The organism is Nonomuraea sp. NPDC049637 (genome assembly GCF_040675235.1).
GTDB lineage: Bacteria > Actinomycetota > Actinomycetes > Streptosporangiales > Streptosporangiaceae > Nonomuraea.
The window spans coordinates 205,793-223,925 of sequence record NZ_JBFAOM010000010.1; the positions used below are offsets into that span (position 1 = coordinate 205,793).

General features: G+C 72.1%; 21 protein-coding genes. 12 read left to right on the plus strand and 9 right to left on the minus strand.

The genetic code is table 11. The annotated features are described in order from the left end of the window. Positions 1–27 precede the first annotated feature (27 nt). Positions 28–333, plus strand: a complete 306-nt coding sequence (locus AB0J71_RS16840) for a hypothetical protein (RefSeq protein WP_352322731.1) — start codon at positions 28–30, stop codon at positions 331–333. Between the two features lie 86 nt (positions 334–419). Here AB0J71_RS16840 and AB0J71_RS16845 read toward each other — a convergent pair whose 3' ends face one another. Both AB0J71_RS16845 and AB0J71_RS16850 read right to left on the minus strand, forming a co-directional pair. After that, entirely contained in the window at positions 420–638 is a 219-nt protein-coding gene (locus tag AB0J71_RS16845; RefSeq protein ID WP_352322729.1) for a PLDc N-terminal domain-containing protein, read from the minus strand. 202 nt (positions 639–840) lie between these two features. Continuing rightward, positions 841–1,536 (minus strand): GntR family transcriptional regulator, encoded by a 696-nt coding sequence (locus AB0J71_RS16850; protein WP_352322728.1) that lies wholly within the window; start codon positions 1,534–1,536, stop codon positions 841–843. Positions 1,537–1,649: 113 nt separating this feature from the next. Here AB0J71_RS16850 and AB0J71_RS16855 point away from each other — a divergent pair, with 113 nt between their 5' ends. Together AB0J71_RS16855 and AB0J71_RS16860 are read left to right on the plus strand one after the other, a co-directional pair. Beyond that, positions 1,650–2,432: an N-acetylmannosamine-6-phosphate 2-epimerase gene (locus AB0J71_RS16855; RefSeq protein ID WP_352322727.1), complete on the plus strand. Its 783-nt coding sequence runs from the start codon at positions 1,650–1,652 to the stop codon at positions 2,430–2,432. A gap of 233 nt (positions 2,433–2,665) precedes the next feature. Further along, positions 2,666–3,742 (plus strand): ROK family protein, encoded by a 1,077-nt coding sequence (locus AB0J71_RS16860; RefSeq protein ID WP_364414827.1) that lies wholly within the window; start codon positions 2,666–2,668, stop codon positions 3,740–3,742. Between the two features lie 31 nt (positions 3,743–3,773). On the opposite strand, the gene AB0J71_RS16865 is transcribed toward AB0J71_RS16860, so the two are convergent. After that, entirely contained in the window at positions 3,774–4,703 is a 930-nt protein-coding gene (locus AB0J71_RS16865; protein WP_364414829.1) for an ankyrin repeat domain-containing protein, read from the minus strand. Between the two features lie 341 nt (positions 4,704–5,044). On the opposite strand from AB0J71_RS16865, the gene AB0J71_RS16870 reads away from it, so the two are divergent. Next, entirely contained in the window at positions 5,045–5,731 is a 687-nt protein-coding gene (locus tag AB0J71_RS16870; protein ID WP_364414831.1) for an excalibur calcium-binding domain-containing protein, read from the plus strand. Between the two features lie 81 nt (positions 5,732–5,812). On the opposite strand, the gene AB0J71_RS16875 is transcribed toward AB0J71_RS16870, so the two are convergent. Next, a complete protein-coding gene (locus AB0J71_RS16875) occupies positions 5,813–6,043 on the minus strand; it encodes a hypothetical protein (RefSeq protein WP_352322723.1) in 231 nt (76 codons plus the stop codon). Positions 6,044–6,182: 139 nt separating this feature from the next. Between AB0J71_RS16875 and AB0J71_RS16880 the strand changes: the two genes are divergently transcribed. From AB0J71_RS16880 to AB0J71_RS16890, 3 genes are read left to right on the plus strand one after another with little or no spacing between them, the layout of a single operon-like run. Beyond that, a complete protein-coding gene (locus tag AB0J71_RS16880; RefSeq protein WP_352322722.1) occupies positions 6,183–6,563 on the plus strand; it encodes a metalloregulator ArsR/SmtB family transcription factor in 381 nt (126 codons plus the stop codon). Beyond that, entirely contained in the window at positions 6,560–7,252 is a 693-nt protein-coding gene (locus AB0J71_RS16885; RefSeq protein ID WP_364414833.1) for a cation transporter, read from the plus strand. Before AB0J71_RS16880 ends, AB0J71_RS16885 begins: the two co-directional genes overlap by 4 nt. Positions 7,253–7,285: 33 nt before the next feature. Beyond that, positions 7,286–8,014 carry a sulfite exporter TauE/SafE family protein gene (locus AB0J71_RS16890; protein ID WP_352322720.1) on the plus strand — a complete coding sequence of 243 codons (729 nt, stop codon included), beginning with the start codon at positions 7,286–7,288 and terminating at the stop codon, positions 8,012–8,014. 81 nt (positions 8,015–8,095) lie between these two features. Here AB0J71_RS16890 and AB0J71_RS16895 read toward each other — a convergent pair whose 3' ends face one another. From AB0J71_RS16895 to AB0J71_RS16905, 3 genes are all read right to left on the minus strand, one after another. Further along, positions 8,096–9,232, minus strand: a complete 1,137-nt coding sequence (locus tag AB0J71_RS16895) for a DUF6596 domain-containing protein (RefSeq protein ID WP_364389872.1) — start codon at positions 9,230–9,232, stop codon at positions 8,096–8,098. Between the two features lie 38 nt (positions 9,233–9,270). Further along, the gene (locus AB0J71_RS16900) at positions 9,271–9,678 is read right to left on the minus strand and encodes a YciI family protein (protein ID WP_364414835.1); all 408 of its coding nucleotides are present in this window, start codon (positions 9,676–9,678) and stop codon (positions 9,271–9,273) included. Between the two features lie 323 nt (positions 9,679–10,001). Then, positions 10,002–10,601, minus strand: coding sequence for a hypothetical protein (locus tag AB0J71_RS16905; protein WP_352323174.1), 600 nt, complete (start codon positions 10,599–10,601; stop codon positions 10,002–10,004). Positions 10,602–10,931: 330 nt separating this feature from the next. Here AB0J71_RS16905 and AB0J71_RS16910 point away from each other — a divergent pair, with 330 nt between their 5' ends. The 3 genes from AB0J71_RS16910 (at position 10,932) to AB0J71_RS16920 (ending at position 13,230) form a co-directional block, all read left to right on the plus strand. Further along, positions 10,932–11,816, plus strand: a complete 885-nt coding sequence (locus AB0J71_RS16910) for a DUF2268 domain-containing putative Zn-dependent protease (protein ID WP_364414837.1) — start codon at positions 10,932–10,934, stop codon at positions 11,814–11,816. Between the two features lie 10 nt (positions 11,817–11,826). Next, positions 11,827–12,585, plus strand: a complete 759-nt coding sequence (locus AB0J71_RS16915) for a TipAS antibiotic-recognition domain-containing protein (RefSeq protein ID WP_352323176.1) — start codon at positions 11,827–11,829, stop codon at positions 12,583–12,585. An 87-nt stretch (positions 12,586–12,672) separates the two neighbouring features. After that, positions 12,673–13,230: a DUF6624 domain-containing protein gene (locus AB0J71_RS16920; protein WP_364414839.1), complete on the plus strand. Its 558-nt coding sequence runs from the start codon at positions 12,673–12,675 to the stop codon at positions 13,228–13,230. Between the two features lie 57 nt (positions 13,231–13,287). Here the strand turns inward: AB0J71_RS16920 and AB0J71_RS16925 are convergent, their stop codons facing one another. Then, positions 13,288–14,547, minus strand: coding sequence for a serine hydrolase domain-containing protein (locus AB0J71_RS16925; RefSeq protein WP_364414841.1), 1,260 nt, complete (start codon positions 14,545–14,547; stop codon positions 13,288–13,290). A gap of 138 nt (positions 14,548–14,685) precedes the next feature. Then, entirely contained in the window at positions 14,686–15,096 is a 411-nt protein-coding gene (locus AB0J71_RS16930) for a hypothetical protein (RefSeq protein WP_352323179.1), read from the minus strand. 434 nt (positions 15,097–15,530) lie between these two features. On the opposite strand from AB0J71_RS16930, the gene AB0J71_RS16935 reads away from it, so the two are divergent. After that, complete coding sequence (locus tag AB0J71_RS16935) at positions 15,531–16,445, plus strand: DMT family transporter (protein ID WP_352323180.1); 915 nt, start codon at positions 15,531–15,533, stop codon at positions 16,443–16,445. A gap of 139 nt (positions 16,446–16,584) precedes the next feature. Beyond that, entirely contained in the window at positions 16,585–18,072 is a 1,488-nt protein-coding gene (locus tag AB0J71_RS16940) for an AMP-binding protein (RefSeq protein ID WP_364414843.1), read from the plus strand. Positions 18,073–18,133: the final 61 nt, after the last annotated feature.

The following is an 18,133-nucleotide window of genomic DNA, read 5'->3' on the forward strand; positions in this document are numbered from 1 at the left end:
CGCGCGCATACCTCCGAGGAGCCCCGCATGAACGCGAGAAGACGGACCGCCGGCTGCGCCGCCCTGGCCGCGGGCCTGGTCCTGCTGGGCGCCCCCGCCGCCTCCGCCGCGCCCACCGGCTGCACGTACCAGCTCAACCAGGCCGAACGCTGGGCCACCAGCTACTGCCCGAGCGGCACCGGCGAGCACCGCATCCACGTGATCCAGCGTCACTTCCTGCCCGAGGTCGGCCTGATCCCGATCGAGGGCCCGTGGGTGCCGGCCGGGCAGACGTCCTACACCGGGATCACGCCGCACACCACGGTGAGCGTCTGGGTGGACACCCGCGGATGAACCCCAACGGATACGGCGGTTTCCGTCCGCACACGACCATGAACGCCAACGGCTACGGCGGTTTCACCGCCCACTGACGCGGGGCTTCACCGCCTACGGCCCCTGCGCCTGCCGTACGCCAGGTAGGCGATGGGGCCGAACGGCTGCACGAAGATGCCCAGCCACCAGACGCCCTTCCAGCCGTGGATCTCCCGCTGCGGCCGCCGCCACAGATCCACGGCGGCGGCCCCGGTGAGCACCAGCTCCGCGGAACCGAGCCCGAGCAGCACCGCCCGCCGCCGGCTCGACATGTCACTCCATCGCATGGCCGAACACTCCGATCGACCTCTCTACTGCATGTCTACTGCATGGCCGGACACTCGGGCCGACCTGCCTGGGGATGATCCCGTCCTTCTGTCCTCTCTGAGGACAATCTCGTCCTTCTGCCCTCTCTGAGGACAATCCCGTCCTTCCGTCGTCTACCCCACCCGTCGGCTCCCGGCAAGCCCCCTTCGCCCCGGCCCGCCCTCACCGCCGGATCGCGATCTCGTACGAGTAGCGGTCGCCCCGGTAGATCGACTTGGCCGCCTCGACCGCCCGCCCCCGCTGGTCGTAGGCCACCCGTTCGACCAGCAACGCCGGCGCCAGCGGCGCCGCCTCCAGCAGCTCCGCCTCCTCCGGCTCCAGCACCGTGGCCCTGATCGACTGCTCGGCCCGCTCCAGCCTGATCCGGTACGCCCCCGCCAGCACCTCGTACAGCGACCCGCCGAGCGGCCGATCGAGCAGTCCGGGCACGAACGCGGCCGGCACGTGGGCACGCTCCAGGCACATCGGCGAACCGTTGGCCGTACGCACCCGGCACAGCCGCACGACCGCGTCCGCCGGGCTGATGCCGAGCGCCTGCCCCACCCGCGCCCCCGCGGGCACCTCGGCCGCCTCCAGCAGCCGCGACCCCGGCTCCAGCCCCCGCCCCCGCATGTCCTCGCTGAACGACGTCAGCTCGATCGTCTTGGCGATGCTCCGGTGCGCGACGAACGTCCCCGCGCCCTGGACGCGGTAGACCCGCTGGCCCGTCTCCAGCCGGTCGACCGCCCGCCGCACGGTCAGCCTGCTGACCCCGAACTCCTCGGCGAGATCGCGTTCGGCGGGCAGCCGTTCGCCCGGCTTCAGCTCGGTCTCGATGAGCGTGAGCAGATGGTCTGTGAGCCGGCCGATCTTCGTCACGGTGGTCATCCTCGGTCAGGGGGTCCTCTTGACGCTCCGATCGTAATTGGGCTATACCAATCGGGCAACTGAGGTGGAACTTCTGCCTATGCCGAAAGATTGGGCTGTACCAAATGGATGTGGTGACCGCGATCGAAGGCGGCCTGGTCGTGAGCTGCCAGGCCCCCGAGGGCCACCCCCTCCGCGACCCGCACACCATCGCGCTCCTCGCCCGCTGCGCCGAACTCGGCGGCGCGGCCGGTCTGCGCGTGAACGGCCCCGAGGACGTCCGCGCGGTCAAGGCCGCCACGGACCTCCCCCTGATCGCCCTCGCCAAGGTCCCCCGCCCCAACGCCCGCCCCCTGATCACCCCCACCTTCGCCCTGTGCGAATCCCTGGTACGCGCCGGCGCCGACATGGTGGCCCTGGAGGTGACGGCGGAGGCCGAACCGGCAGCGGGCGACCTGCCGTCCCTGGTCGAACGGGTATGGAAGGAACTGGGCGTGCCCGTCATGGCCGACGTCTCGACAGCAGAGGAAGGACTGCTCGCCTGGAACCGAGGCGCAGCCCTGATCTCCACCACCCTCTCCGGCTACACCCCCTACACCGCCACAGATCCCGCCCCCGCCGCCGATCCCGCGCTCCCCGTGAGGGCCGACGCCGCTGATTCCGCCTCCCGTCCTGGGACCGGGTCCGCCCCTCGGCCCGGGGTTCCGTACGAGCCCGACCTCGACCTGGTCGGGCAACTCGCCGCCCTCGGGGTCCGCACGGTCGCCGAGGGCCGGCTCCGCACCGACGCCCACGTGGCGGAGGCGTTCGCCAGAGGCGCCTGGTCGGTCGTGATCGGCGCCGCCATCACCGACCCCCTCGCCCTAACCCGCCACCTCACCGCAGCCACCCCCCGGGGACGCCGGTGACCCCCACCCCACCCCGCACCCACCCTCACCACACCGGCAACCCCATGCCCACCTCAGCACGCCCCCCAGCCGCCGCCCACACCGCCTCCCCGCACAGCACCACCCAAGTCCCCGCAGCCGAACACCCCCACCCAAACAGCACCGCGAGATCCCTCCCGGAAGGCACCCCGGCGGTACACACCCACCTGAACAGCGCCCCCACCGTGCGACGCCACACCACCAGCACCCCAACCGTGCGACGCCGCACGAACGGCATCCCCGTCGTGCTCGGCATCGACATCGGCGGCACCAAGACCGCCGCCGCCCTGATCCCGGCCTCGGCCACTCGGGGCGAGACGGAGATCCACCTCCCCGCCCGCGTCCCCACACCCGCCGACGGCGGTGCCGCAGCGGTGCTGGCCGCCGCACTGGAGCTGGCCGAAGACCGCCTCACCCAGGCACGCGCCGCCGGAATGGACGTCATCGCCTGCGGCGTCGGCAGCGCCGGGACGATCGACGACAACGGCGTGGTCACGCACGCCACCGACGCCCTGCCCGGCTGGCGGGGCACCGACCTGGCCACCGCCTTCACCGACCGGCTCGGCCTGCCCGTCACCGTGCTCAACGACGTGCACGCCTGGGCGCTAGGCGAGGCCCGCCACGGCGCGGCCCGAGGGAGCCGCCTGGCCCTGGTCCTCACGATCGGCACCGGCGTCGGCGGCGCCCTCGTACGTGACGGCGAACTCCTGCGTGGCCGCAACGGCATGGCCGGCTCGCTCGGCCACACCCCGGCCGTCCTGCCCCCGGACGCCGACGCCGACCGCCCGTGCCCCTGCGGCGCGACGGGCCACCTGGAGGCGTACGCGTCGGGCCCGGCGATCCTGTCGGCCTACCACGCCCGCGGCGGCACCGCCCCCGACTTGGGATCCCTCTCCGCAGCCCGACACAACACCGGTTCCCCCTCCACACCGGGACACAACACCGAGCCCCCCGCCCTGCGACACCCGGCCGAAACCACCGACCCGCGGAGCCCCCTCGGAGCCGCCGGCCAGCAGGCTGGGCCGGAGAACGCCGCCCCATTGGCCCGCGAGGTGATCCGCGAGGCCGCCGTCATCCTCGGCCGATCGATCGCCTCCGCCGCCACCCTCCTGGACCCGGACGTGATCGTCCTGGGCGGCGGCGTCATCGGCCTCGGCGAGCTCCTGGCCGTCCCCCTGATCGAGACGATCCGCCGGTACGCGCCCCGCGGTCTCGGGTCCGTCCCCGTCCGGCTCTCGACCCTGGGCTCACACGGAGCCGTGCTGGGCGCGGCCTCGGCCGCCCGGCCCTGACTCCGGAGCAACACGCACCGGCCGACCGGCGTCAGCCGCGAGGCGGGAGGTGCAGCCAGATGTCGGGCGGCCCCAGGACGGGCCGGGCGTCAGTGAGCCGCAGCCCCGTGTACGCGCAGCAGTACGCCACCCCCTCCCCCTGGTAGAGAAAGGCGTTCAGCACCTCGTCCGCCGAGCTGTCCGGCGACACCCAGCCGCCGCCCGGATGGGCGTCCCACTCCTCGACGACCCCGTCCCGCGAGCTGTAGCCCTGGTTGCCGCCCTTCGGGTCGGCGTACATCGCGTAGCAGACGGTCCCGGCCGAGAGGCGGTTGATCAGGTCGGCGCTCGTCATCTCGGCGCCCCGGCGCCGGCTGAGCACGCATCCGCCCGGCACGTCCGTAGCTCCCACCAGACCGTCCCCCTCGCCCGGGTACGGCTCGTCGAGCACCCCGTCGATCCCGGCTCCCTCGGCCACCGTCGCCCCGAGCCGCCGCGCGGCCTCCGCTGCGGTGACGCCCGCGACGCACACCAGCCCCAGCCCGTCGTACTCGAAGTCGCCCAGGGCCTCGATCAGCCGCTCGGCCTCCACGACGGCGGCGTTCTCCGCCTCCGACAACGTGGGCCTGTCGCGCGGGAAGGGGAAGAACAGGCCCGGATTGGGACCGGCCAGGCTGAGCCGCCCCGGCGACCAGCCGCCCGTCATCGGCCGCCACGGATCGGCCCCGACGGCGACCAGGGCGAGCGCGTTGTCCCTCTGCTGGGCGAACACGGCCCGCCAGAGCGCGCTGTGCCCTTCGTACGCGGCGTCGACGTCGCCGACCCGGCGGGCCAGCTCGGCGACCACCTCGGGCGAGCCGTACTCGGCCGCGAGGTGGAGGGGCGGCCCCTCGTGCCACAGGTCGGCATGCGGATCGGCGCCGGCGTCGAGGCGGGCGCGGATCTCGCTCAGATCGGACCAGTCATCCCAGCTCAAGCCCACCCATGCGGCTTCCTTGGCGACAACCACGACACTCCCCCAGAGGCAGGCAGCTTATCGAACACCAGTACGAGCATATCGCGGCTCCGGCGCCGGCCCGCCTCTGACAGCCCGCCCGGCCCCGCCCGCGCAACCGTCCGCGCGAGGCAGGCCGAGGAGGGCCGCACAAGCCTCTGACCTCGGACGTCGGCCACCCCAAGGGGGCCGGCGACCAGTCAAAACCCTAAGCGCAGCGTCGCCGCACCTCGACCAGGAGTGACATAGCCGTGCCCTTCCGGCGGTACACCCCTGTCTCCGTCGGCGCGTCTCCTCACGTCCGGACCATCCGTCCCTGGAGTCACGCCATGCCTACGAACGCGAGCACGGTCAGGATCGTCACCGCCACGGCCGCCGCCCTGCTGCCCCTCACCCTCGCCCTGAGCACGCCGGCCGATGCGGCCGCCGTCCCCAAGGGCACGGTCGCGGCCCGGGTCGTCAAGATCGTGGACGGCGACACCGTCGACGTCGTGCGCGGCACCACGAAGATCCGCGTGCAGCTGCTCGGCGTGGACACGTCCGAGCGCGGGCGATGCTGGTCCAGGGCGGCGACCGCCCGCACGGCGGCGCTCCTGCCGCCCGGCACGACGGCCCACCTGCTCACCGCCAAGACGCCGGGCCGCCCGCCCTCGCACGTGTGGAACGCCAAGGGCGTGCACGTCAACCGCAACCTGATCCGTTACGGCTACGGCAAGGCCGTCTTATCCAAGCCGGACGACAGCTACAAGAGCCTCTTCCGCTCGGAGCAGGCCAAGGCCAAGGCGGATAAGTTGCGGATCTGGTCCGGCAGGTGCGACACGTCCACCTCCACGCCGGCCCCGACCCTGAAGCCGACCCCGTCCCCCACGCCGCCCCCGCCCTCCGGCACCGACCCGCGCTTCCGCACCTGCGCCGAGGCGAACGCCGCCGGCTACGGCCCGTACCGCCGCGGCGTCGACCCCGAGTACGCCTGGTACCAGGACCGCGACGGCGACGGAGTCGTCTGCGAACGCTGACCCGCGCGAGCCCGCCGCCCGTCCCGCTGAAGCCTCCCGGCCGACCGGCCGGGAGACAGGCCGGGCGGCACGGGCGCCGGGTCAGCGGGCAGAACGCGCCAGGATCGCCGCCTCGACGCGCAGGCCGACCCCGACCAGCGCGACGACGAGCAGGAACGCCAGCCAGGTCAGCGGCGGGCTCGACCACTGCAGCAGCATGAACGCGGCCGAGGCCAGCCCCGCCGCGATGCCGGTCGTCCCGAGCACCCGAAGGATCGTGACGGTCTCGCGCTCATCGGTGGCGGGACGGCCCCGCCGCCCTGGTTCACTCACAAAAGCGAGCCTCCCAGACGCCCGCTCCACCCCGAAAGACGTCCGACGAACACTTCCCAACAGACACCGGAAGGCGGCCGACCTCCAGGCGAGCACCGCCGCCTCGCCATAGATGCCGGATTCGGGCTAACATCGCCATATGGCGATTGATCCTGAAGGTGGCCGTTGTGTCAGTGCCGACATCGCCGCCGGCATCTCCCCCGCGGCCGCGCTGTTCCACTCCCTGGCCGACGAGACCCGGCTGCGCATCGTCCAGCGCCTGGCCCGCGGCGAGGCCCGCGTGGTCGACCTGACCACCCAGCTCGGCCTGGCCCAGTCCACGGTGTCCAAGCACCTGGCCTGCCTGCGCGACTGCGGCCTGATCGACTACCGCGCCGAGGGCCGCCAGTCGTTCTACTCCCTGACCCGTCCCGAGCTGATGGACCTGCTCGCCTCCGCCGAGCAGCTGCTGGCCGCCACCGGGCACGCCGTGACGCTGTGTCCTACCCCCGCTGGGGTCGCAGAGGAGCCGGTGTCGTGACCGCCGCCCACGTCACCACCCCGGCGCGCCGGACGGCCCTGCGGCGCCGCATCCGCCTGCTGGTCGCGGCCACCATCACCTACAACGTGATCGAGGCGGTGGTGGCCGTCACCGCCGGCACCCTGGCCTCCTCCGCCGCGCTGGTCGGGTTCGGCCTGGACTCGGTGGTGGAGGTCGCCTCGGCCGCCGCGGTGGCCTGGCAGTTCTCCGCGGCCGACCATGAAAGGCGGGAGCGGACCGCACTGCGCGTCATCGCGATCTCCTTCTTCGCGCTGGCCGCCTACGTCACCTTCGACGCCGTCCGCACGCTGCTGGGGGTGGGCGAGGCCGAGCATTCGACGCCCGGACTGATCCTTGCGGCGTCGTCGCTGGTGATCATGCCGTTCCTGTCCCACGCACAGCGCCGTGCCGGACGCGAGCTCGGCTCCGCCTCCGCGGTGGCAGACTCCAAGCAGACCCTGCTGTGCACGTACCTGTCCGGCGTGCTGCTGGTGGGGCTGGCGCTCAACAGCCTGTTCGGCTGGTCCTGGGCCGACCCGGTCGCCGCGCTGGTGATCGCGGCCGTCGCGGTCAAGGAAGGCCGCGAAGCCTGGCGCGGCGACGCCTGCTGCGCCGTCCCGGCCGGCCCTGAGGAGCAGGCGGACGGACCCGCCGCCGGCTGCTCCTGCTGCTCCGCGCCCGGTGAATGACAGGCCGCGCATCCCCGGAGAGAGGTGAGGGGCGTGAACACCGTCCTGGTCGTGGTCGTCATGGTGGCGGCGACGTTCGCCACCGCGACGCTGTCGGCGGTGGCCGGGTTCGGCGGCGGGGTGCTGCTGCTGCCGGTGTTCGTCGCGGTCCTCGGCACCCGGGACGCGGTCGCGGTGCTGACCGTCGCGCAGCTCGCCGGCAACGGCAGCCGGGTGTGGTTCAACCGGGACGAGGTCGACCGCCGTCTGGTGGGCGTTTTCGCGGCGGGGGCGGTGCCCGCCGCAGCGGCCGGCGCGCTGGTGTTCGCCGCCGCCCCGCTGGCCGCGCTGACCCGGGTCATCGGAGTGTTCCTGCTGGTCATGGTGGTCTGGCGACGCAGGCGGCCGCATGGCGTCCGGCTGGACGACGCGGCGTTCGCGGCCGTCGGAGCCGTGTCCGGGTTCGGTTCGGCGCTGGTCGGCTCCATGGGGCCGCTGGTCGCCCCGTTCTTCCTGGCCCGCGGCCTGCTGCGCGGCGCCTACATCGGCACGGAGGCCGCGGCGGCTGTGGTGATGCACCTGACCAAGCTGGTCGTCTTCGGTGCGGCCGCCGTGCTCACCACGTCCGGCGTCGCCACCGGGCTGGCGCTGGCGCCGGCGAGCGCGGCCGGGGCCTGGGCGGGCAAGAAGATCGTCGATCGGCTGCCCGCCGGCGCGTTCGTGGCGGTGGTCGAGGTGGGGCTGGTCGCGTCGGGGCTGGTGCTCGTCGTCACCGGAGGCTGAGGATCCGGCCGCCCGAAGCCGGACGACGTCAGGCCCAGCCCCTCACGCCCCGCGCAGCCGGACGACGTCAGGCCCGGACCTTCACGCCCCGCCCAGCCGGGCCGCCTGACGGGTGAGATGGTCGCGTTCGGGGAGGGTGGGCGCCGATCGGGCGGCCTCGGTGTAGAGCCGTGCCGCGGTGTCCGGGTCGCCGGCGCGTTCGTGCAGGTAGGCCGCGACGGCGGCGTGGCGGGGCAGGGCCGGGTCGAGCTCGGCCAGGGCGGCCAGCCCGGCGTGCGGGCCGTCGGCCTCGCCGACGGCGACGGCCCGGTTGAGGCGGGCCACCGGGCTGTCGGTGAGGCGCACCAGCTCGTCGTACCACTCGACGATCTGCGCCCAGTCGGTCTCCCCGGCCGTCGGGGCGTCGGCGTGCAGCGCGGCGATGGCGGCCTGAGCCTGGAACTCGCCCACCCGCTCGCGGGCGAGGGCCGCCTGGAGCACGTCGACGCCCTCGGCGATCAGGCGGGTGTCCCACAGGCCGCGGTCCTGCTCGGCCAGGGGCACGAGGCTCCCGTCGGGAGCGGTGCGGGCCGGACGCCGGGCGTGGTGCAGCAGCATGAGCGCGAGCAGGCCCGCGACCTCCTCGTGCTTGATCTTCGCCGCGAGCAGCCGGGTGAGCCGGATCGCCTCGGCGGCGAGGTCGACGTCGCCGGAGTAGCCCTCGTTGAAGACCAGGTACAGCACGCGCAGCACGGTCGCGACGTCGCCGGGCTGGTTGAACCGCACGCCGGAGACGGTGCGCTTGGCCCGGCTGATCCGCTGCGCCATGGTCGCCTCCGGCACCAGGTACGCCTGCGCGATCTGACGCGTGGTCAGCCCGCCGACCGCGCGCAGCGTGAGCGCGACGGCCGAGGCCGGCGTCAGGGACGGGTGCGCGCACAGGAAGTACAGCTGGAGCGTGTCGTCCACCGCCTCCCCGGGGGCCGGCGGGGGCTCGCTGTCGACGCGGGTCTCGCGGTGCCGCCGGGAGGCGTCGGCGCGGGCGGCGTCGAGGAACTTGCGCCAGGCCACGGTGACCAGCCAGCCCTTGGGGTCGCGGGGCGGGTCGTCCGGCCACACGCGCACGGCCTCGGTCAGGGCGTCCTGGACGGCGTCCTCGGCCGACGCGAAGTCCGCGCCGCGGCGGACGACGACACCGATCACCGCGGGCACCAGCTCCCGCAGCAGCGCCTCGTCCACTCGGCCACCAGATGCGTACCGGCCAGGAAACGACTCGTTCACTCGTCCACCAGATGCGTCCCGGGCAGGAAGGGCCGCACCTCCAGCCACTCGTGGATCGGCTCGCCGCCCGCGCCCGGAGCCGCGGACAGCTCGCCGGCCAACTCCAGCGCCCGTTCGTAGCTCGCGACGTCGATCACCATCCACCCGGCGATCAGGTCCTTGGTCTCGGCGAACGGACCGTCGGTGACCGGCGGCCGCCCCTCGCCGTCGTAGCGGACGAACGTGCCCTCGGGCGAGAGCCCCTGACTGTCGACGAACTCACCGCTCTCCTGCAGCCGGGCGGCGAAGTCCCGCATGTACTGGACGTGGGCCGCGACCTCCTCCGGCGTCCACTGGCCCATCGGCACGTCGTTGACCGCCGCCGGCGCGCCCCGGTAGTGCTTGAGCAGCAGGTATTTGGCCATCAGGTTCTCCTTCGAACTGTCCGGCCCAGTCTGGCCGGATTCCGCCACGCGGCAAAACTCGGTTCGACGTTGACGTTGCGGCAGGGGAAAAGGGGCCGACATGGTCTGAAGGAGTCGAACGGGGAGCCTTCCACCGCTCTGCGGCCGATTCGTTGGCCGGAGCATGCACAAGGGCAGCCATGATGCGAGCGCCTCAGAACTCTCCCTTGCCTGCCCCCGCGCCTCGGAGCCATCCCCGCGCGTGCGCGGCCTCCTCCTGCTCCTGGTGCGCCTGGATCGAGGGGAAGGCGCGCATCAGGTACGCCTCCTAGCGGGGGGTGCACTTAGCCGGAGCTCTCCCTGATGGCATAGCGGGTGTGCGTGCCGTCGAGCCACGCGTCGTCGATCTCCCTGCCGGTGATCCGGCCGATGAGGCGCAGGGCCGAGGTGACCTCCGCGTACGCGGTGTCGCCGAAGAAGGACAGGCCGTCGAGGTAGTCGTCGAGCGCGTCGGGATCGCTACCGTCCCGCTCCTCGGGATCGCCGACGACCAGGGAGGTGACTAGTTCCCCGCCGACAAGGTACTGGAGGTCTTCCACACCGTCGAGGTCGTGCAGTGGCCAGCCGAGGCTGAGCAGCCTGCCCTTCTCGCCGGAGAGCCGCGCCCAGGCGTCCCACTCCCAGAGCCGGTTCCCGTCGAGCTGGATCGCCAGGATCCAGCCGGGGGCGTAATCGCCGATCCAGACGACTCCGCCCTCTTGCCCGCGATACTCGCCCGTCACGATCTCCCGGATGACGCCGGGCCGGGCGGTGTCCGGGTCGGCGCCCAGCCGGTGCGCCGCCTGCTCGACGGTGAGCCCCTCGCACCAGACGCCGCGGAAGGGGGTCTCGAAGTCGATGCCGTGCGCGGCGAGCCGATTCCACAGATCGGTGTCGTGATCCATGCGTTCTCCTTCGAGGTGGAGGCCGGGGGCGCGACGACGTCGCCTCCGCGCCCCCGACCGGCGTCACTTGGCGATTCTGGCCATGATGCAAGCGCCTCAGAACGTTCCCTTGCCTGCCCCGCGCCTCGCGACCATCCCCGCGCGTGCGGCGGCAATTTCGTCGCGGTCGTGATGGACAAGATCTTCAAGCCGCAGGCCAGGTAGAGCCAGTGGCTCCCCGTTTGGCTCCCTAGGATCAGCAGTAACGCCCGACTCCCCTTCTGAGCAGTCACGAAAGCCGGATCGTGCTGATTTGACGTTGACGTTGCGTCAACTTTTAGCATCGGGGCCATGTCGATCACCGTTCTTGACACCTGCTCCGCCATGCGGCGGATCCTGCTGGCCCCGATGGCGGACCGGGCCGGTCTGCTGCGTTCGATGCTGGAGCCCAATGCCGGCATGTACCGCTACCACCCGGGCGAGGTCGATCTGGTGTCCGTGCATCTCCAGACGTCCGGGTTCCCCATCGACCGGGACGAGGAGCGTTGCCTCGACGCGCTGGACACCCTGGAGGCGGCCGGCGCCTGGGAGCGGATGCAGCGCGCGCTCGACGACGCTCTCGCCGTGCTGCTGGAGGCGACGCCGGGGCTGGAGGTGCCGGACATCATCGTGCTGTTCGTGCTCGGCGACCCGGCTGACGAGCATTTCATGGGGCCCTGCAAGGGGCTGACCGGGTTCGGCGGCATCTCGGGCAACATCGCCATCACGTTGTGGCCCTTCCCCGAGAACGTGGAGCGGCTGGAGGCCACCGCCGTGCACGAGCTTCACCACAACCTGCGATGGAGCTCGGGCGGAGTGGTGTGGGATCCGATGACCGTCACGGTCGGCGAGCACATCGTCGGCGAGGGCCTGGCCGACGCCTTCGCCCGCCAGCTCTACGGCGACGAGCTCGGCTACGCCCGCATCGGCGTGCCGCACCTGCACGACGACGCGGTCTTCGCCAAGGTGCTCACCGGCCTCGACGTGACGGGCATGGAGAACTTCACCGCCTGGGTGCACGGCGACCCCGGGGCCAAGCACCTCGGCGTCACCCCGGTGGGCCTGCCGATGGGCGCCGGGTACGCCGCGGGCAACCGGCTGGTCGACGCCTACCTGGCGGCGACGGGCCAGACGGCGGCGCAGGCACTGCACGCCGACAGCGCGGAGATCATCGCGACCACGCTCCGCCGGGGGTGACACTGGAACGATGGAGTGGACGATCCAGGAGCTGGCGGCCAGGGCCGGCGTCAGCAGCCGCACCCTGCGGCACTACGACAGCGTCGGGCTCCTGATCCCGTCCCGGGTGGGCGCGAACGGTCACCGCCGCTACGACTCCGCCGCGGTCCTGCGGCTGCAGCGAATCCTGCTCCTGCGCCGGCTCGGCATGGGCCTGCCGGCCATCGCCGAGGTGCTGGCCGAGGAGGTGGACGCGGCCGACGGGCTGCGCGCCCACATCGCCGCGCTGGAGAAGGAGCGCGACCGCGTCGACCGGCAGATCAGGTCCGTGCGTCACACGCTGGACGCCCTGCTGGCGGGGGCGGAACCGCGGATGGACGTCATGCTGGCCGGCTTCAACGACCACCACAAGGACGACGTGATCGCACGCTGGGGCGAGCGCGCGTTCCAGGTGAGCAACGACTGGTGGCATGGCAAGACGCTCGACCAGCAGCGGGCCTGGAAGCGGGCGGCCGAGGACCTGGTCGCCGCGTGGGTCGCCGCGGCGCAGGCGGGGGTCTCGCCCACCTCCGACCGCGCCCAGTCGCTGGCCGCCCGGCACGTGCGGTGGCTGAGTCAGATCCCGGGCACGCCGACGGCCGAGGGCGATCGGGAGCGTTCGATCGAGATGGTGAGCTGCCTCGGTGACATGTACGTCGACGACCCCCGCTTCGCCGCCATGTACGACGACGCCGCCGGGGCGAGGTTCGTCCGCGACGCGCTGCAGGCGTACGCGCGTACCCAGATGTGAGCGCGCGTACCCGGATGTAAGCGCGCGTACCCGGATGTAAGCGGCCATCCCTCGCGTCCTGGGACGGACGGAGGGATGATCGAGGGCATGCGGGTCTTGTCCCTGTGGCTGTTCGCGGCGTTCCTCATGGTCACGGCGTGCGGTGACGACGCCCCGAGGAACCCCGCCCTGCGGGCCGAACTGTTGAAGATGCTCAAGGCGGACCAGGGGCTGCGCACCCTGGAGTCCAGCCAGGAGGACTGGGACCGGACCGAGAAGGCCAACACCGAGCGTATGCGGCAGATCCTCGACGCCTACGGCTGGCCGGGGTACGAACTGGTCGGCAAGGACGGCGCGCAGGCGGCCTGGGCGCTCGTCCAGCACGCCGACCGCGACCTGGCCTTCCAGCGCCGGGGCCTGGAGATGATGCGGCGGGCGGTGGACGACGGCGACGCCGACCCGTCCGACCTGGCCTACCTGGTGGACCGGGTGCGGGTGGCGGAGAAGAAGCCCCAGGTGTACGGGACGCAGTGGGAGACCACCCCCGAGGGCCGATGGCGGCCCCGCACCCCGATCGAGGACGAGGCGCGGGTCGACGAACGGCGCGCGGAGGTGGGTCTCAAGCCGCTGAAGGACTACCTGAAGGAGCTCCAGTCGGTGAAATGAGCACCTGAAGCTCGCGATGTGCTCAGCCGTAGGGATTTCCCGGCCCTCGCGGCGTCCTCAGAAGTAGCGGGAGGTCAGGTCCGTCGTGGGCCAGGAGGAGACGGTGACCTTGTTCATGTCGTCGTCGAGCGCGTCGAAGTCGAGCGACCCGGTCTCCTCCCTGCGGTTGAACACGACCGCGTAGCTGAAGCCGTTCTGCAGGCGGGCCAGGTAGGAGTACGTGCCGGGCATCGAGCCGTCGTGCCAGGTGTTGAGGTGGCCGGTGACCTGGCGCACCCACCAGCCGCCGCCGTACCAGGATCCGTACTGGTTGACGCCGATCTCCGGCTTGGCGACCAGCTTGGCGATCGAGGCCGAGCTCAGCACCGTGCCGGGCCGGTCGAAGGCGAGGGTCCAGCGGACCAGGTCGACGGCGGAGGCGAGCCAGCCGCCGTTGGCGTCCTGGTTGGGCATGTTGAAGCCGCCGTACTGGTAGGGGACGACGGCGCCGGAGGCGTCCACCACCGACTTGTTGGTGTACTGCGACTCGTAGGCGACCTCGCCGGGCGCGGCCTCGCTCCGCAGGCTGCGGCCGAGCCGCATGCGGGTGATGCCGAGCGGCTGGAGCAGCTTGGTCTTGACGTACGACTCGTACGACATGCCGGAGACCTTCTCGATCACCCGGCCCAGCAGCAGGTAGCCGTAGTTGCTGTAGACCATCTTGCTGCCCGGGTCGAAGTCGAGCCGCCGGGCGGTGGCGTACTTGACGATGTCGGCGTGGCTGATCGGCAGCGGCACGTCGAGCGCGGCGGAGATGGTGTGGTCCAGCCAGAGCTGGTCCTTGGAGACGCCGCGGTCCCAGCCGCCGAGGTGCTGCATGAGGCGCAGCACAGTGACCTGGCCCATGCGCTCGTCGAGCGGGGTGAGCCCGAGGAGCTGGGTGACCTTGGCCGACAGGCTGAGCTTGCCGTCCTGCACCAGCCGCATGATCGCGGCGGAGGTGATGTTCTTGCTCAAGCTGGCGATCCGGAACAACGACGTCGGCGAGACCGCGGGCAGCGCCTTGGAGAAGTCGTTGTAGCGGTAGCCCCGGGCCAGCACGATCTTGCCGCTCTTCATGATGGCGAGCTGCGCGGCGGTGATCCGCCGGTCCAGCACGAACTTCTTCAACAGGTTGTCGAAACCGGCCAGCGAGGCGGGCGCGACGCCCGACATCTCGACCCCGGGCATGGACCGCGCCATCCGGGCCGCCTGGGCCGCCGTGCCGGGTGCGAGGATCGCGGCAGGAACCGCGATCGCGCCGGATTTGAGAAGATTTCGCCGGGACAGCAGCGTCACGTCAGGGCCCCCAAGTCACATCCGTACCATTAGGGCCCGTATCTTACGGACTTTTCGGTCATCCTTGACAAGGTTCTGCCAGATCGCGTCCGGCCGCAGCCCGGCGACCTCGCCGCCGGGCCGGCGCGCCGAACGGGGTCAGACCCGGGTCATCGTGGACTGGTAGCCGCCGCCGGGCCACTCCCAGGCGCCGGTGTTGGTGTTGCCGTCCTCGCTGAACTTGCCGACGAAGCGGGCGGGCGAGCCCTGGTCGCCGTACCAGATGGTCAGCGTGTCGCCGCTGACCTCCCAGGTGTACTTGAGGATCTCGGCGGACTGGCCGAACAGGTGCGACTTGAGGGTCTTGCTCTCCTCGTCGTAGCCGATGTACTCCACAGCCTTGGTGTCGGCCAGGTCGACGTGCTGGACGAGGAAGTTGCCGCCCTCCAGCCATTCGAAGCGCACGGTGCCGGCGTCGGTCGCCTTGCCGTCCTCGACGTTGCTGACGCGCCAGGTGCCGATGAGCACGTCGAGCTGCCGGAGCGCGGGATTGGGGGATTTATCGGTCATGGGTGGTTTCCCTCCGTTTCAGGGTGACAGTGCACGGCTTGGCGCGGCGGGACCAACGGCCCGGTGCCGTCCGGCGAGGGCCGGTGATTTCGCGACTGACCTGCGAGGACACCGATCGGCGGCACTCCGGTCGCGCGTCCAGCATCCCTTGGCGCCGAGCCGATTGTCCACTGAAAGAGCACGTTGAAAGAAGCCGCGACACGGACGCCGTGCGATTCTCGGGAAGAATTGCTTTCGTGCGGGAATTGTCGCGCGGCAGCGAATAGGCTGGAGGATTTTCATGGATTCGCCGTCGGTCTTCCGCAGGCCGCCGGCCCGCATCCCCGGCGCCGCTCCCGCCTCTCCGGCTGCTCCCCCGCCCTCCGCCTGAGCAGATCGTCCATGAGCAGACATTTCATGAGCAGGCCATCCATCTCGACCCCAAGGAGACGCATGTGAGCCGCCGTGGCTGGGTGCTGTTCGCCCTGATGTCCGTGATCTGGGGCATTCCCTACCTCCTCATCAAGGTCGCGGTCGGCGGCGTGCCGGTGCCCGTGCTGGTCTTCGCGCGCACCGCGATCGGCGCCGCGCTGCTGCTGCCGCTGGCGATCCGCGGCGGGCAGCTGGCGATGGTCCGGCGGTACTGGCGGCCGGTCTTCGCGTTCGCCTGCCTGGAGATCCTGGCGCCCTGGTGGCTGCTGTCGGACGCCGAACGGCGGCTGACCAGCTCGACCAGCGGCCTGCTGATCGCCGCGGCGCCCATCCTCGGCGTGGCGCTGGCCCGCCTGAGCGGCGGCAGCGAACGGCTCGGCAGGGCCCGCTGGACCGGGCTGGTGATCGGCCTGGCCGGCGTCGCCGTGCTGGCCGGGCCGCACCTGGGCGGCGGGGACGCCTGGGCGATGGGCGAGGTGCTGCTGACCGCGCTCTGCTACTCGATCGCCCCGCTCGTCGCCGACCGATACCTGCGGGACCTGCCCACCATCCCGCTGACCGCCGCCTGCCTCACCCTGGCCGCGCTGGTCTACACGCCCGCCGCGATCTGGACCTGGCCGTCCGCCATGCCCAGCTGGCAGGTGCTGGCGGCGCTGGGCGGCCTCGGCGTGGTCTGCACCGGGCTGGCGTTCGTGGTGTTCGTGGAGCTGATCAAGGAGGCCGGGCCGTCGCGGGCGCTGGTGTCCACGTACATGAACCCGGCGGTGGCGATCGTCGCCGGGGTGCTGATCCTGGACGAGCCGCTGACCGCCCTGATCGTCGTCTCGTTCGCACTCATCTTGGGCGGCTGCGTGCTGGCCACCCGCGCCGAGGAGGAGCCGCCCGCCCCGGCGGCCGGCCCGCCGGAGCGGGCCGAAGAACTGGAAGTACGGTCCTGACCCGTTCTCGTGGTCGAGGCGTTGCAGGAAGCTGCCGGACCCGGGCAATTAGCTGAAACCCGCATTCCCGATTCCGCGGTCGCACATCGAACAAAATCATTGGTATCCGGCAACCAAGAAATCGATGGGTGACCTTCCGATGACCACAGAACTGCTCCGCGATTTCATCGCGCACGCCGAGAGAGAACCCTCGGCACCGGCGCTGCGCACCAGGACGGAAAAAGTCAGCTACGCCGAACTGGCCGCCATGGCCGGACGGGCCCAGAAACAACTGGACGCATTTCCAGCGGGCCCGGTGGCGGTGCTCGCCCGTAAGTCGCCGCAGGCGGTCGCGCTCGTGCTCGGCTGCCTGGCGGCCGGGCGTCCGCTGCTGCTGCCGCCGATCGACCTCGGCACGGTCGCGCTCGGCGAGTTGTGCGCGCGGGCGGGCTGCGTCGAGGTGCTGGCCGCCACGCCCGAGGACGCCGCCGAACATCCCGACGTGGTCACCGCCGTGATCGGCGGGCCCGACGGTGAGCACCCCGGCGGGCCGGCTGTCCCCGAGCCGGTGGCGGTCCCCGAGCCGGTGGCGGTCGCCGGCCAGGACACCGCGTTCATGCTGACCACGTCCGGCTCGACCGGCACCCCGAAGATCGTCCCGCTGTCGGCGGGCGCGATGGCGCGGTTCACCGAATGGGCCGGCGACGCGTTCGGCCTCGGCCCCGGGGAGGTGGTGTTCAACTACGCGCCGCTCAACTTCGACCTGTGCCTGCTGGACGTGTGGGCCACCCTGCGGCACGGCGGCTGCGTCGCGCTGGTCGACCCCGCGCTGGCCGCCAACCCGCGCTACGTCTGCGAGTTCTTCGCCGCCTGCGGGGTCACCGTCGTCCAGGGGGTGCCCATGCTGTACCAGCTGCTGGAGGAGGGCGTCTTCCCCGGCGTGCGGCACGTCATCGTCACCGGCGACCACGCGCCGGCCCCGCTGCGCGCCGGCCTGCCGCGCCGGTTCCCGCGCGCCCGGCTGCACAACGTCTACGGCTGCACCGAGACCAACGACAGCTTCTGGCACGAGTTCGACGCCGCCGAGGCGGCCGGGCCCGCCCCGCTGCCGATCGGCCGCCCGCTGCCCGGCGTCGTCGTGGCCTTCGGACCTGATCTGGCCCCCGTCCCGCCGGACGACGGCGGCACCGAGCTCCTGGTCTGGACGCCGTTCCAGACCGAGGGGTACGTGACCCCCGACCCGGCGGCGGCCACCGGCAGGTTCGTGACCGGGCCGGACGGCCGCCGCTTCTTCCGCACCGGCGACCTGGTCCGCCGGGACGCCGCCGGCCGGCTGTTCCTCGTCGGCCGGGACGACTTCCAGCTCAAGGTGCGCGGCATCCGGGTGAACCTGGAGCAGATCGAGCGGGTGCTGCTGGAGCACGACGACGTCCTGGAGGCGGCCGTCGTCCCGGCCGTGGACGGCGCCGAGACGCGGCTCACCGCGTTCGTCCGCGGGACGGGGCCGGGACGGCTGTCGGGGCTGCGCCTGCGCACGCACTGCGCGATGCGGCTGCCGCGGGCCGCGATCCCGTCCGCCATCAGGCTGGTCGAGCAGCCGTTCCCGCGCACCTCGACCGGAAAGGTGGACCGAAAGCGCATCGGCTGACACGCAAAAGCCTATTGCGGGCACGCGCATTCTCGGAGATGCGTCCGCGTGCGCGCGCGTG